The sequence below is a fragment of the Cytobacillus kochii genome, assembly GCF_044790165.1.
GTDB lineage: Bacteria > Bacillota > Bacilli > Bacillales > Cytobacillaceae > Cytobacillus > Cytobacillus kochii.
This window is the reverse complement of the sequence record NZ_CP085254.1, coordinates 2,782,420-2,797,414: the sequence shown is the minus strand read 5'-3', so window position 1 is coordinate 2,797,414 and position 14,995 is coordinate 2,782,420. Positions and strand designations below refer to the sequence as shown.

The window sequence follows — 14,995 nt, the reverse complement described above, 5'->3', positions numbered from 1 at the left end:
GCATTAGCGAATAACTGAAAAGAAAGCACTTTTTTCCTTCTTATACATGATTCAAGCTTTTTCACCATCGACGATATCTTTAAAGGAGTGGGGCTTCGATGAATGAAGATTTAAAACTCAAAGACTGGTTAAATGAAAATCGAGCGAGGGGTACACGTTTTTTACAAAGGCTTGTTCAAGAAAAGAGTACGCGTGGACACGAGAGTAGTGCACAAGCAATTATTATCGAAAAATGCCGTAAATTAGGGCTTGCCCTCGATATATGGGAAATTGGAGATGAAGAGCTGCTTAAACATCCTGCTTATTGTTCTGATAGAAAGGATTATAGTGGTAATCCGAATGTAGTCGCTGTTCTAAAGGGCAAAGGAGACGGCAAATCAATCATTTTAAATGGTCATATTGATGTTGTACCAGAAGGGGATATAAATGACTGGACAGATGATCCGTATAGTGGGCATATCCAAGAAGGTAAAATGTACGGTAGAGGTACAACAGATATGAAAGGTGGAACAGCCGCATTACTACTCGCTTTAGAAGCGATTATTGCTTCAAATATTAAACTGAAAGGTGATGTTATCTTTCAAAGTGTGATAGAAGAAGAAAGTGGAGGAGCAGGAACATTAGCAGCTGTTTTACGAGGTTACCAAGCGGACGGCGCGATCATCCCAGAGCCTACTAATATGAAAGTATTTCCAAAGCAACAAGGCTCAATGTGGTTTCGTGTATCTGTGAAAGGTAAATCAGCACATGGTGGCACCAGATATGAAGGAATCAATGCCATTGAAAAATCGATGTTAATCATAGAAGGACTTCAGCAGCTAGAGAGAGTGCGAAATGCGAGAATTGACGATCCTTTATATAAAAATATACCCATTCCTGTGCCAGTGAATATTGGCAAAATTAAGAGTGGAGATTGGCCATCCTCTGTACCGGATATAGCTATAATTGAGGGCAGAATCGGTGTAGCTCCTCATGAGAGAATGGAAGACGTAGAAAAAGAATTAGAAGCGGCCATTGATGAGGTGTGTGTGAAAGATGGATGGCTATCAGAAAATATCCCAAGTATTGAATGGTTTGGAGGTAGGTGGCAACCGGGGAATCTAGAAAGTGATCATCCATTAATCACTACTGTCGGTAAAGCTTTTGAAAGGGTGACAAATAAAGAAGCAATCATTGAAGCATCTCCGTGGGGAACGGACGGAGGTATCTTATCAAACGTTGGTCATACACCGGTTGTTGTCATTGGTCCAGGTGTCACAGCTTCTGCTCATGATGCTAATGAATATATTTTTTTAGACGACGTATTTGAGGCTGCTGAGGTCATTGCCCTCTCCATTGTTTCATGGTGTGGCATGGTTGAAGAGTAAATAGATAGTTGCTTAGGTTAGTTGTTGGTTGCAGTAGGGTAAATAATAGATAAACAAACATTATTAAAAGATTAGTAGGAGGCAATTTAGATGCAGCAATTATTATGGATTAACGGAAAACATAAAAATACGCAAACATTAAAAGCACTAAAAAGTCCTTATAACCAAGAGGTAATAGCAGAAATCGCTCAAGCTTCATCAAATGAAGTAGAAGAGGCGATAGAAGCAGCAAATGAAGCGGCGAAAAAAATGAGAGAAATGCCTGCTTATCAAAGAGCAGAGATATTAGAATCAGTTGTTGAACAATTAAAGGCGCAAAAACAAAATTGTGCTGAGATTATTGCAAAAGAAGCAGCCAAACCGATAAAAGCGGCATTAGCAGAAGTAGAGCGGACCATTATGACCTATCGATTTGCCGCTCAAGAAGCAAGGAATATCCAAGGTGAAACAATCCCTATGGATGCGGCTCCAGGAGGAGAGGGAAGGGTGGCTTACACCGTCCGCGAACCACTTGGGGTTATTGCTGCGATTACCCCTTTCAATTTTCCTATGAATCTTGTTGCTCATAAGGTTGGTCCTGCAATTGCAGCTGGAAATGCTGTTGTGCTTAAACCAGCAAGTCAAACTCCGCTATCAGCCTATAAAATCGCCGAAATGTTTCAAGAAGCAGGTCTTCCAGCAGGTGCGCTCAATGTTGTTACAGGGAGCGGGAGTGTAATCGGCGATGTTTTCACCAGTGATGAACGAATTGCGATGATTACTTTTACGGGCTCGCCTGCAGTTGGAAAATCAATTAAAGAAAATGCTGGTTTAAAAAGGGTGACGCTTGAATTAGGATCCAATTCAGCTGTAGTTGTTGATGAACATACAAATATTGAAAGAATCGTACCTCGGATTGTTGCTGGAGCTTATAATTTTCAAGGTCAAGTGTGTATTTCCGTACAAAGAGTCTTCGTTCATCAAAATGTTTTTGCTTCTTTTGTGAAAGCCTTTGTCGCTGAAACCAAAAAGCTTCATTTAGGAAACCCCCTCGATGACCGAACAGATGTATCAGCTTTGATATCTGAAGACGATACAGTGAGGGCTTCAGCATGGATTGATGAAGCGATAAGGAATGGTGCCGAGTTAGCATATGGAGGAAGAGAAGAAGAGGGTGTACTGCAACCAACTGTATTATTAAATACAAGGTTGGATGATAAAGTTTCTTGTGAGGAAGCCTTTGCCCCTGTCGTTCATATTAATGAGTTTGCTTCATTTGATACTGCACTTGATTGGGTGAATCAATCTAAATATGGATTGCAAGCAGGTGTGTTTACAAATGACTTGCAAAGAGCGTTTCAGGCTGCGAAAAAGCTGCACGTTGGCGGTGTGATGATTAATGATTTCCCAACATTTAGAGTAGATCATATGCCATATGGAGGCGTGAAGGAAAGTGGAACAGGTAGAGAAGGAATAAAATATGCGGTGGAAGAAATGACTGAAATGAAACTAGTAAGCTTTCGCTTAGAGTAGGGAACCAAATGAGTAACAGAATATGAAGGCTCGGCGAAAGCCGGGCTTTTTCTATAATGGAGGGCGAAAAATGGTTAAAATCATACAGGAAAAACTGTGTACAAATCATTACGTAATGGACGTTGTAAAGGATTTCTATAATAAACGAATAAGGATTGATGATTATCGTGGTGATATGTGCGCAATCATAAAAAAAATAACTGAAGTTTCCGATGAACATGAGATTGAAAAGGTAATAATTAAAGCAAGAAAGGAGGATTTTGAAACGCTGATACAGAATGGTTTTCTATGTGAAGCTACCATAAATCGCTATTTTCTTGGGTCTGATTTATTCTTCTTCTGTAAGTATTATCAAACAGAAAGAAGAAGAAGCGATGACTGGATAAAAGAAGATGAGATTGTTGAAAATGTTTCTAAATTGTCAAAGGAGTTTCAAGTAAATATCCCACCCGCAGACTATCAATTAAGAAGAATGACAGAAAATGATGCCAAAGGGTTGGCTACACTTTATCGGGCTATATTTGAAGTATATCCAACGCCTCTTCATGACCCCGAGTATATTAAGAAAACAATGAATGATGGTACGATTTATTTTGGTTATGTTTATGCAGATGAAATTGTAAGCGCTGCTTCAGCAGAAGTAAATAATGATTATAAAAACGCAGAGCTAACGGATTGTGCTACTTTAGTGGAACATCGTAAGCATGGATTAATGAAAGTGTTATTACAGAGATTAGAGAAGGAACTTGCAAATGATGGGATCTTTTGTGCTTATTCGATTGCTCGTTCTTTATCCTTTGGTATGAACGCAGCCCTACACCAATTAGACTACGCCTATCGTGGAAGGTTAGGAAAGAATTGTTATATTTTTAATAAACTCGAGGATATGAATGTTTGGGTAAAAGATTTATCAACAACGATTTTAAAATAATTTGCCCAAAAGTTGGCAATGTATGACAAGTTTTCGGCACCTCATCTGTATTTATGGAATAGAGGGGGAATGAGATTGACAAGCGAGTACGGTATTTCTAAAGAGGTCTTATCAGCAATTTTAAATAGCATAGACGAAGGGATTCATGTTGTTGATCAACATGGCTATACTATCTACTACAATGAGATAGCTGCCAAACATGATGGTTTAAAAATAGAAGAAGTGTTAGGGAGACCACTTTTAGACGTTTTTCCCTCGTTAAACAAAAATACGAGCACATTGTTTAATGTCATGCAAACTCAGCAACCAATGATCAATGAACAGCAAAGTTATGTAAACTTATATGGAAAACAGATTGAGACCGTCAATACTACTTTACCAATCGAGCTTGATGGGAAAGTTGCTGGTGCGGTTGAAATTGCGAAAGATTATTCGCGAATTAAAGAACTGAATGATAGTTTGATTGATTTAAGATCAAAAGTAAAAAGTAAAAGAAAAACAGCAACAAGTCATTCACATGCAACCAAATATACCCTTGATAGCTTATTAACAGAAGATGAGAAAATGATAGCGGTAAAAAACGAAGCAAAAAAACTAGCGCGTTCACAGTCACCGATGCTTGTAATTGGGGAAAGTGGAAGCGGAAAGGAATTATTTGTTCAAGGAATACACGATGCATCACTCTCGGCAAATGCTCCCTTTATTGCACAAAACTGTGCTGCTATTCCAGAATCTTTATTAGAAAGTGTCTTATTCGGGACAACGAAAGGAAGCTATACTGGTGCCATGGATCGGCCAGGATTATTCGAGTTGGCTGATGGAGGCACATTATTTTTAGATGAAATTCATGCGATGCCTATTGAGCTACAAGCGAAGCTATTACGTGTGTTAGAAGATGGTCAAGTGAGGAGACTAGGAAGCACAACAAACACATATGTGAACTTTCGCGTCATTGCGGCAATGAATATTCACCCTCAAATTGCCCTAGCAGAAGGGAACATACGAGCAGACTTATTCTACCGTTTAAATGTACTCACGTTTGAATTATTACCTTTAAGAGAAAGGAAAAAAGACATTGTTTTCTTAACTGAACATTTCATTAAGCAATATAACGAGCAATTTTTAAAAAATATTACTGGTCTACACCCACAAGTACAGCAGTTTTTTTTCAAGTACAAATGGCCAGGAAATGTCAGGGAACTTAAGCATACGATCGAATATATGATGAATGTGTGTAATGGACCAGTCCTGACTATTCAAGATCTCCCTCTAATGCTTAAACAATATGTACAAGAAAAGAAAGACACTACTAAACAAACTGACTTTGCCCTGCGTCCCGCTTTAGCCAAATTGGAGAACCAATTAATAGAGGAAGCCATCAACCAGACAGAGGGAAATATATTAAAAGCAGCTAAATTGTTACAAATTCCAAGGCAAACGCTTCAATATAAACTACAAAGGCTTGAAGTGATATCAGGTGCTAAAGATGATATGGGATGACTAAGCTTTGACATAATAAATATTCTTCTTAAAGTGCCGAATAGTCGGCATTTTTTTTATGACCACCATTTGTTAAAAGCCCTTCTATAAGCTGTTCCTTCCATTTGTATCCACCGTGTAGGTGTTCGCATATCTTATTCTTAGAATGAAATAGTTGGCATGGCTTTTGCATATTAAAATTGACGACTACTTTGAAGGGGGAAATCATGTGAAACAGTTTTTGTATAAGCCAAAAAGGCATTGGAAGGATATCGAACTTTGGAAAGATGTACCTGAGGAAAAATGGAACGATTGGTTATGGCAACTAACCAATACGATAAGAACGTTAGATGATTTAAAAAAGGTAATTGATTTAACGCCTGAAGAAGAAGAAGGCGTTAAAATATCAACGAAAACCATTCCATTGAATATTACACCTTATTATGCCTCACTGATGAGTCAAGATGATCCACGCTGTCCGATTCGCATGCAATCAGTACCCATTTCAGAAGAAATTCATAAAACCAAATATGATTTGGAAGATCCACTTCATGAGGACGAGGATTCGCCTGTTGCTGGATTGACTCATCGTTATCCAGATCGTGTCCTCTTCTTAGTAACTAATCAATGTTCTATGTATTGCCGTTATTGTACAAGGAGAAGGTTTTCTGGTCAAATCGGCATGGGTGTGCCGAAGAAACAATTAGATGATGCAATTGAGTATATTAGAAACACACCTGAAGTTCGTGATGTCCTCATATCTGGAGGAGATGGTCTATTAATTAACGATAAAATACTTGAGTATATTTTAAAAAGCTTGCGAGAAATTGATCACGTGGAAATTATTAGAATTGGTACAAGAGCACCTGTCGTATTCCCGCAAAGAATCACGGAGAATCTATGTAATATTTTGAAAAAGTATCATCCAGTCTGGTTAAATACCCATTTTAATACATCGATTGAAATTACTGAAGAATCGAAAAAGGCTTGTGAAATGTTAGCAAATGCTGGTGTGCCAGTAGGGAATCAATCAGTTATTTTGGCAGGAATCAACGATAGTGTAGCAATTATGAAGAAGCTGATGCATGACTTAGTTAAGATTAGGGTAAGGCCGTATTATATTTATCAGTGTGACTTATCTGAAGGGATTGGCCATTTCCGTGCACCTGTTTCAAAAGGGTTAGAAATTATTGAAGGCTTGCGAGGTCATACTTCAGGATATGCTGTGCCAACCTTTGTGGTCGATGCGCCAGGAGGAGGGGGGAAAATTTCTCTTCAACCGAATTACTTGATCTCACAAAGTGCTGATAAAGTAGTCTTAAGAAACTTTGAGGGAGTAATTACGACTTATCCAGAGCCTGAAAACTATGTCGCAGGTAAAGCTGATGATTATTTCCAAGGTGTATATGGAGATATGGAAGATATGAAATCAAAAGTAGGAATTGCTGGCCTATTGAATGATGAAGCATTTAATCTTGTCCCAGAAGGATTATCAAGATTAAATCGTCGTGATAATTATGACCATGATCCATCTCATAGTAATTTGAAGAATCGTAGGGAAAAACGTGACGAGTTAAAAGAAAAGAAATACCAAGCAGAACAAAAGAAAAGGTCAGAGTCGGAAACGGCAGCTTCGAATGAGTGAGGTGATAACAATGCAAAGCCATTGTACATGGTGTGATAGTAAGCATATTGAAGAGACAAAAGCCAGTGTGTTTTGGGAGCTCCCAGATGGCACAAAAGCAATAGAAATTACCCAAACACCATCTATTTTGTGCCAAGACTGTGATATGGAATATCAACCTGATGAACAAGTTAAAGAAATTGAAGATCAACTTTTTTTAATTGATACGAAAACAATAGATAAGGAGATTTCTTTTGCTGAATTGATGGCTAGACCACGATTGCTTAAGAGAAATTATTTTGATTTCTCTCATTTAGATTAACCTAATGCTTGATTTGTTATTAACTTTCCTTCATGATGTAGAAAAACGGATTAAAGGAAGTTGGTACGATGGCAAAATCTTTTTATCATTTTTTAATGACCTACCGCCATCCTGAACCAAAGGATGAAATAAGTATTTTTGCAAACGATGCTTACCTTGATCATAGTTTTCCTAAAATGTCTAAGAACTATCAAGAAATCAGTTCTTACCTTGAGTTAAACGGATCTTATTTAGCAACGATGACTGTCTTTGATGAAGCGTGGGAACTATATAATCATAAGGGATAAATGCTTAGTATTACCCAATTCCTTCGCCTATGATTCTATTAACAATGGTGTAGACTTACGTTTCATATAAGAAAGTAGGAAGTAAATATAAAAGTACCTTATAGAGTAGATACGTAAAACAATCTACCTAAAGGTGCTTTTTATTTATCATTGACTTGGGTAATGACCACCATGTTTTATACCCCGAGCAAGTAACATAATATCTTTGATAGCATCAAGGACCATAATCATCAAAAGAAGTGAAGGATATGTTTATTTAATGGATTGACTCATAATAAATGCAAATATAATATTAAGAATAAATTGACAATTACAAATAGTTTTAATAAAATGTTAGTTAATAAGCTATGCATACACCCAAATCTTCGTTAAGAGGGGTGATAGGAAAGAGATATTTTTAGAAAAAGGCTGTAGGAATAGGTTGATGTCTAAACGCCCGTTTGCCATACCCTAATCATAAGACGAATAGATTAGTATTTTTTACCTTGTTATATAACGTCTACATACATGTATAAATGTATGGGGGAGTTTGAAGTTTCTAAACCGTAAAAGAAGGTGGGAATTTAAACTAAGGGTGAATGAAACTTATTATAGAACTTATCTCAAGAGTTTTCCCGAAAGAATATTTTTTTTAAGTTTATATATAACATCTATATACATGTATATATGTGAGGAGAGTTATGATGACTATTAATCGTGAAAGTTATATCCCTTTGTATAAACAAATTGCTCAAGACCTTCAAAGGAAGATTGAGAATAACATCTTTGAGCCAGGTCAGAGATTACCTAGTGAACATGAATTAACGGAAGAATATGGGGTAAGCAGATTAACGGTTCGTAAATCAATAAAACTTTTATTGGAAGAAGACCTAATTATCATTCAACAAGGAAAAGGTATGTATGTTAAATTTCCAATCATTCAGACGGACATTATGAACGATGTATTGGACGTGCAAAACTTTAGAGGGTTTTATGAAACTTTAACAGTTCAAGGTCTAAATGTGAAAATAAAATTAGTTAAATACGGTGAAGAAAAGATTTCAAAAAATATTGCCGAAGCACTAGAATGTTCGATGGATACTAAGATACGTACAATATACCGAATATTTTACTTAAAAGATATGCCGATCGCTTTTAACATTACCTATTTATCTCCTGAATTAGTTTTTACAGAAGAGATGATTGAAGAAGTGGAGGACCAACCATTAAGTACATTGTTAAAAACAAGCAAAGATAATTCTCAGCTAGGTCTTGAGGAAATAAGATGTTCAATAGGGGTACGTCCTGTTACGAAGGAAATAGCAAATAGGCTAAACGTCCCTAATAACCAACCTCTAATGACATTAAGCAGAGTATTTTACTATAAAGATGCTTCTCCTCTTGTAGCAGGGCTCATGTATCTAAATACAGACTGTTATCAATTCACCATTAGAAGTAACAGTAAAGATAATAATGATAAGCCGACTTTAGAGATGTTATCAATTTACTAAAAAAAATAAATTTAAAATTAGGGGGGAATATTTTAATATGAAAAAAATGAAAGCGCGTTCATTCTTTGTTGTTTTGCTAGTTACATTAGTAATGCTAGTTTTATCTGCGTGTAATTCATCAGATGTTGCATCTTCGTCTGAAAAAGCAAAAGGAGAAAATGATGGCTTACCAGAGAATTATCCTCATAAATCTATTGATGCACTAGTTGGTTTTGCTCCTGGTGGTGGTCAAGACCTAATTATGCGTACAACAGCACAAATTTTAAATGATGCAGAGATAATAAAACAATCTTTTGTCGTCACAAATAAAACAGGCGCTGGAGGTCGTATAGCAAGTGAAGAACTAGCGAGGCAAAAAAGTGATCCTTACAAGTTAATAGTGATTCCTGAATATGGACCAGGTTGGGACCCTAGACTTAGTTTAAAGTTTTCTGATTTTCAACCCATTGCTTCCCTGGCTACTAGTGAACTATTTATCTATGTCCATAAAGACTCTCCATATGAAACGATAGAGGAGTTGTTAAGTTCATTAAAATCGGAAAAAGATGTAACGATTGGTACGCTCGGTCCAATTGATGGTGGTGAAGCCTTTAAATGGGATCTAATCAAACAAGGGGCAGGCATTGATAAATTAAACTTCGTTCCAATGGAAGGGGCTTCTGAAGGCTTGACGGCTGTACTCGGTGGCCAAATCGATACAACCTTAGGTGTACTTCCATTAATTAATGACTATATCAAAACAGGTGAAGTGCGAGTGTTAGCTGTCCTTTCAGAAGAACGCTCCAAAGATTTACCAGATGTCCCTACTTTAAAGGAATCGGGAGTGGAGGTTGCTTTCCATCGATATACAGGAATATGGACAGGTGGAGACGTTTCAGCTGAGGTTGTTAATTATTGGGCAGAAAACCTAAAGAAAATGACTGAAACAGATACCTGGAAAACATTCTTAAAGAACCGTGGTTTGTCTCCTTATTATCTAAATACAGAAGAATATACAAAATTAGTTGAAGAAGAAGGGATGGAGTTTAAAAAATATTTGGAAGATTTAGAAAAATGATTTCAGTTCTAAAAAGAATTTGAAAGTAAGCAATTCAATATCATTTATCATTCCTCTAAAGGAGGTTTCGTATGTTCGTTGAGCGCTATTTTGGTTTGTTTTTATTGTTTATTAGTATTGTTTTTCTCATCATGTCGTTTGGTTTACCAGTATATTCGACTAATCTGGGAGCGGTTGGAGCAGGCTTTTTTCCACGAATCATTTCCATATTAATATTCCTGTTTCTTTGCTTCCACCTTATTCAGGTAATGAGACTAAAGAAAAAAGAGTCAGAAGAAGAAGTGGATAAAAAAATCCGATTTCAACAAGTTTTCCTTATCCTCCTTCTTGCAGTGACGATTGGATTATCGTACTTCATTGGAATGCTAGCAAGTATAGGGGTTTTTATGTTCACCATTTTAGCATTTGTACAGAAAATACCTTGGTTTAAAGCGTTTACCTTTACCATTGTCGTTTTGATTTTGATGTATTTGATTTTTGAATTGTGGTTAGATAGTCCGCTGCCATTGGGTATTTTTGGATGAAAAATAATTGATTTCTGGGGGTGAGATTTTGTTATCGGAATTATTAACTGGATTTACAACGATGCTTTCAAGTCCAGAAGCAATGCTGTGGTGTTTAATTGGTGTAACTTTAGGCACAATCATCGGTGCATTACCTGGCTTGGGTCCTATTACCGGCATGGCCCTTCTGTTACCTTTAACGTTTAAGATGGACCAGTTAAGTTCTTTAATTTTATTAATGAGTATTTATTTAGGATCGATGTATGGGGGACGGATTAGTTCAATCTTAATCAACGTACCTGGTGATGGTGGCGCCATTGTGACAACATTCGATGGTTACCCATTGGCGAGAAAAGGAAAAGCCGGGTATGCCTTAACATTAAGTGCGATTGCTTCATTTGTTGGGGGCGTTTTTGGATTTGCGGGTATGGTATTTTTAACCACCATCCTTGCTAGATATGCACTCATGTTTGGACCCACGGAATATTTCTCACTCATCTTATTTACGTTAATTGTAGCTTGTGGGTTAACGCAAAAAAACCCATTAAAACCAATTATCGCTACATTGTTAGGCCTATTACTATCAACTATCGGAACAGATATGGTTACAGGTGAGGAACGTTTAACTTTTGGCTTTGTGGAATTATGGGATGGAATGAATATCGCTGTCATCGGTATTGGGCTTTTTGGTATTTCAGAAGTACTGTTTAGGCTTGAAGAGAAAGTAACTACAAGAGGGATGAAGACAGATATAAAATTCTCCTCTTTATTTCCAAAAGTAAGTGAGGTTGTTAGTAACACGGGTTCGATGATAAGAGGATCAATTATCGGATTTATCGTAGGGGTTTTGCCGGGACCCGGTGGTCTTCTATCCACGTTTTTGTCTTATACTGTCGAGAAAAAACTGTCGAAGAAACCTGAGGAGTTTGGAAAAGGTGCCCCTGCTGGATTGAGTGGTCCAGAAGCTTCCAATAATGCGTCAGTAGGTGGTGCACTTATTCCTACATTTGCTTTAGGTATACCTGGTTCCGCTTCTGCAGCCATATTGATGGGGGGACTCCTTATGGTTGGCTTACAGCCTGGGCCGCTATTATTTGAAAATTCTTCAACCATCGTGTGGGCATCTTTTGCAGGCTTTTTCATTGCAAATGTATTGCTGTTAGTATTAAACGTTGCTTTTGTGCCAGCCTTTGCCTTTTTAATCCAAAAAATCGAACTGTTCCTAGTTCCATTTATTGCTGCATTTTGTTTTATTGGTGTTTATATGATTAATTATAGTTTTTTTGATATCTGGCTTATGATTATTTTTGGACTGCTTGGATATTTTTTTAGAAAAACGAATTTCCCTTTAGCACCGTTCTTTTTTGCATTTATTTTAGGACCAATGCTTGAGGACAATCTTAGGAAAGCAATCTTGACTGCCACAGGTGATTTAACCGTATTCTTTAAAAGCCCGATCTCACTATTTTTCCTAATAGCAACAGCTATCGTTCTAGTACTTCCACATATAAGGAAAAATAAAACAGAAATAGATTCTTCTTCTAAAAACATGTAAATAGAATTAGGAATCGTCATCGTTTGGTTTTATATAAGATGTATATAGATGTCTACACATAATTAGGAGGGAGTATATATGGTGATAACGAGTGAATCACAAGAATTACTAACTAAAATGCGTGACTTTATTTATAATGAGCTGCTTCCATATGAAAAAGCAATGAATATTAAGACGGAAGAGGTCATTCCGACCGAAGCTATTCGATGGGTGAGAAATAGAGCCATTGAATTAGGTTTTTATGGGATTACTCTACCACACGAATATGGTGGTCAAAATGTAAGTTTAAAAGAGTTATGTTTACTGAAAGAAGAACTAGCTCGGTCAGGGTCTGCTTTATGGGGATTTGTTTTAGGTGAAAAAGGCGGTGTCCTAAGAATTGGGCAGATGCTTGAGTCATTCACAAAAGAACAGATTGAGAAGTATGTCAATCCATTAATTAGAGGGGAAACGAGTTGCTGTTTCGCTTTAACCGAGCCAGGAGCAGGTTCAGATGCAAGAGCAATCCAAACGACAGCCGTAAAAGATGGAGATGGATACATCTTAAATGGTATCAAGCACTTTATTAGTGCAGCACCGTATTCAGATTTTGCTATTGTCATCTGCAAAGAAGTCGTTGAAGAAAAATTTGCTGGCATAACGGCCTTTTTAGTTGATAAAAAAACAAATGAAAAACCGGGTTATGAATTAGGTGAGACACAAATTCCCATTTCAGGAGAACGTGGAACAGGTGAACTGATTTTTAATAATTGTCGAGTACCTTCTGAAAATATTCTTGGAGCATCAGGGAAAGGATTTTTACTTGGAATAAAAAGGATCAGTCAAAATCGAGCCATTTGGGGTGTTACATATATTGGGGTGGCTCAAAGAGCATTAGATCTATCGATTGAAAGAGCAAATGAACGAAAGCAGTTCGGACAGTCAATCGGTGAGTTTCAAGCTATTCAACATATGCTAGCTGATATGGCGACAGAAATTTATGCTGCAAGGTGTATGGTGTACGATGCTGTCGACAGAATGGAGAGCGGGGAAGATAATCGAGCAACTGCCTCAATGGTAAAACTGTTTACATCTGAAGTGGCTGGACGTGTGTTGGATAAAGCCGTGCAAATCTTCGGCGGCCAGGGGCTTTTGAAGGGCCATCCAATTGAACAAATGTATCGCACCGTAAGAATGTTTAGAATTTTAACTGGTACTTCTGAAATTCAGAGGAATACAATCGCGAAAGAATTGTTACAGACAAAGTAAAAATAAAATAAAGGATAGGTGATTCTGATGAGTATAGAGACTATTCAAGGTTATATGAATAAAGCATTAAAACGATTTGAAGAACATCCTGCAGTAACATTCATGTCAACAAATGAAATTTTAACCTACCGTGAATTACGTAAAGAAATAGACAAAATTGCCAGTTTTTTAGTCCATTTGGGTGTGAAAAAAGGGTCGCACGTTGCTTATCTCATTCCAAATAGTATAGAATTCGTTCTATTTAGCCAAGCTGTTGCTCGCTGCGGTGCAACTTCAATTCCAATGGGGGTTAAGTTAGGCGTTCGTGAGGTTGACTTTATTTTAAATGATTCTGATACGGATTTTGTCATTATGGCAACGGAAATGCATATGAAAACAGTATTGAAATATGTCAATGATAAAAAAGAGCAGCATCAATCCGTAAAAGTAATAGGATTGGCGGATTTTAATCTACAATACCCTGAAGAATTTACTACGGTAAGCAGACAAGAGATTCAAAAGGTCGAAAATGTGTCGTCATTCCCAGACATGTTACCGGAGGATATCTCTATGATTTCCTATACCGGGGGGACAACAGGCAGACCAAAAGGTGTTATGCACTCTCAAGGAGGGAAAGCTGCTGCACTTATTGCAAGCTTCATAGAGTTTCCAATGGATGATCGCGATAAAGTGTTATTGACGACCCCGCTTCAGCATTCAGCTGGAAGTTTAATGCTACGGGCTTTAGCTGGTGGAGCGCATATTTATATTGATACTTTTAAGCCGGACACATTTTTAAAGACGGTACAAGACAAAAAAATTACAGTTACTTTCACGGTGCCAACCATCATTTACAGAATCATCGACAAAGCGAAAAAGGTGAAATTCGATGTTAGTTCTTTACGAAGCATTCACTACGGTTCTTCGCCAATTTCTTCCGAAAGATTAAAAGAAGCGATGGAGCTGTTTGGACCGGTATTTGTTCAGCAATATGGAGCAACTGAAGCGAACGTTCTTATCACAAGGATGCACAAATTCGATCACGTACGAGCATTAGAGACAGGGGCTAAGTTTCTCCAGAGTTGTGGAAAACCTTGTTTAATGACCGAGATTCGAATAATAGACGAGGAAGGTCAAGATGTTAAAGCATACGAAAAAGGTGAAGTGATTTTAAAATCACCGTACTTAATGGAAGGCTATTATAAAAGGCCCGATTTAACATTAGAAGCAATCAAAGATGGCTGGTTTCATACAGGAGATATTGGCCAATTCGATGAAGAAGGTTTTTTGTATATCGTTGATAGAAAGAAAGATATGATCATCTCAGGTGGAATGAACGTCTATTCTGTTGAAGTTGAAAAAGTTGTTAATCAACATCCTGCAGTTGTTATGAGTGCATGTATTGGCGTACCTGACCCAGATTGGGGTGAACTAGTAACAGTTTTTGTTGTTTTACGAGATGGGGAGAAGTGTTCCGAAGAAGAAATTATTGAGTTCTGTAAAGCAAGGACGTCTAGTTATATGGTTCCTAAAAAAATCTATTTTAAAGAAAATTTACCATTAACTCAAATAGGGAAAATAGATAAAAAGGAATTGAAAAAGGACTTCTGGAAAGATAAAGAAAGACAAATAAATTAAAAA

13 protein-coding genes are annotated in these 14,995 nt (G+C 37.2%); all 13 read left to right on the top strand.

Annotated elements, in window-relative coordinates; translation table 11 throughout:
• Window positions 1-98: 98 nt before the first annotated feature.
• On the top strand, window positions 99-1,367 hold the full coding sequence (locus tag LG276_RS14290; RefSeq protein ID WP_251161853.1) for a peptidase: 1,269 nt from the start codon (window positions 99-101) through the stop codon (window positions 1,365-1,367).
• A 90-nt stretch (window positions 1,368-1,457) separates the two neighbouring features.
• Window positions 1,458-2,879 carry an aldehyde dehydrogenase family protein gene (locus tag LG276_RS14285; RefSeq protein ID WP_251161852.1) on the top strand — a complete coding sequence of 474 codons (1,422 nt, stop codon included), beginning with the start codon at window positions 1,458-1,460 and terminating at the stop codon, window positions 2,877-2,879.
• Between the two features lie 70 nt (window positions 2,880-2,949).
• The gene (ablB, locus tag LG276_RS14280; protein WP_251161851.1) at window positions 2,950-3,810 is read left to right on the top strand and encodes a putative beta-lysine N-acetyltransferase; all 861 of its coding nucleotides are present in this window, start codon (window positions 2,950-2,952) and stop codon (window positions 3,808-3,810) included.
• A 75-nt stretch (window positions 3,811-3,885) separates the two neighbouring features.
• A complete protein-coding gene (locus tag LG276_RS14275; protein ID WP_306470008.1) occupies window positions 3,886-5,310 on the top strand; it encodes a sigma-54-dependent Fis family transcriptional regulator in 1,425 nt (474 codons plus the stop codon).
• Window positions 5,311-5,518: 208 nt separating this feature from the next.
• Entirely contained in the window at window positions 5,519-6,934 is a 1,416-nt protein-coding gene (gene ablA, locus LG276_RS14270) for a lysine 2,3-aminomutase (protein WP_095372884.1), read from the top strand.
• A 10-nt stretch (window positions 6,935-6,944) separates the two neighbouring features.
• On the top strand, window positions 6,945-7,235 hold the full coding sequence (locus LG276_RS14265; RefSeq protein ID WP_251161849.1) for a YokU family protein: 291 nt from the start codon (window positions 6,945-6,947) through the stop codon (window positions 7,233-7,235).
• Window positions 7,236-7,303: 68 nt separating this feature from the next.
• On the top strand, window positions 7,304-7,522 hold the full coding sequence (locus LG276_RS14260; RefSeq protein WP_095372886.1) for a YozE family protein: 219 nt from the start codon (window positions 7,304-7,306) through the stop codon (window positions 7,520-7,522).
• A 683-nt stretch (window positions 7,523-8,205) separates the two neighbouring features.
• On the top strand, window positions 8,206-9,012 hold the full coding sequence (locus tag LG276_RS14255; protein WP_251161848.1) for a GntR family transcriptional regulator: 807 nt from the start codon (window positions 8,206-8,208) through the stop codon (window positions 9,010-9,012).
• Between the two features lie 37 nt (window positions 9,013-9,049).
• Window positions 9,050-10,069 carry a tripartite tricarboxylate transporter substrate binding protein gene (locus tag LG276_RS14250; protein ID WP_251161847.1) on the top strand — a complete coding sequence of 340 codons (1,020 nt, stop codon included), beginning with the start codon at window positions 9,050-9,052 and terminating at the stop codon, window positions 10,067-10,069.
• A 71-nt stretch (window positions 10,070-10,140) separates the two neighbouring features.
• Window positions 10,141-10,593 (top strand): tripartite tricarboxylate transporter TctB family protein, encoded by a 453-nt coding sequence (locus LG276_RS14245; protein ID WP_251161846.1) that lies wholly within the window; start codon window positions 10,141-10,143, stop codon window positions 10,591-10,593.
• 28 nt (window positions 10,594-10,621) lie between these two features.
• On the top strand, window positions 10,622-12,127 hold the full coding sequence (locus LG276_RS14240; protein WP_224937557.1) for a tripartite tricarboxylate transporter permease: 1,506 nt from the start codon (window positions 10,622-10,624) through the stop codon (window positions 12,125-12,127).
• Window positions 12,128-12,205: 78 nt separating this feature from the next.
• On the top strand, window positions 12,206-13,375 hold the full coding sequence (locus LG276_RS14235; protein WP_281202373.1) for an acyl-CoA dehydrogenase family protein: 1,170 nt from the start codon (window positions 12,206-12,208) through the stop codon (window positions 13,373-13,375).
• A gap of 27 nt (window positions 13,376-13,402) precedes the next feature.
• Entirely contained in the window at window positions 13,403-14,992 is a 1,590-nt protein-coding gene (locus LG276_RS14230) for a class I adenylate-forming enzyme family protein (RefSeq protein ID WP_404292199.1), read from the top strand.
• Window positions 14,993-14,995 lie beyond the last annotated feature (3 nt).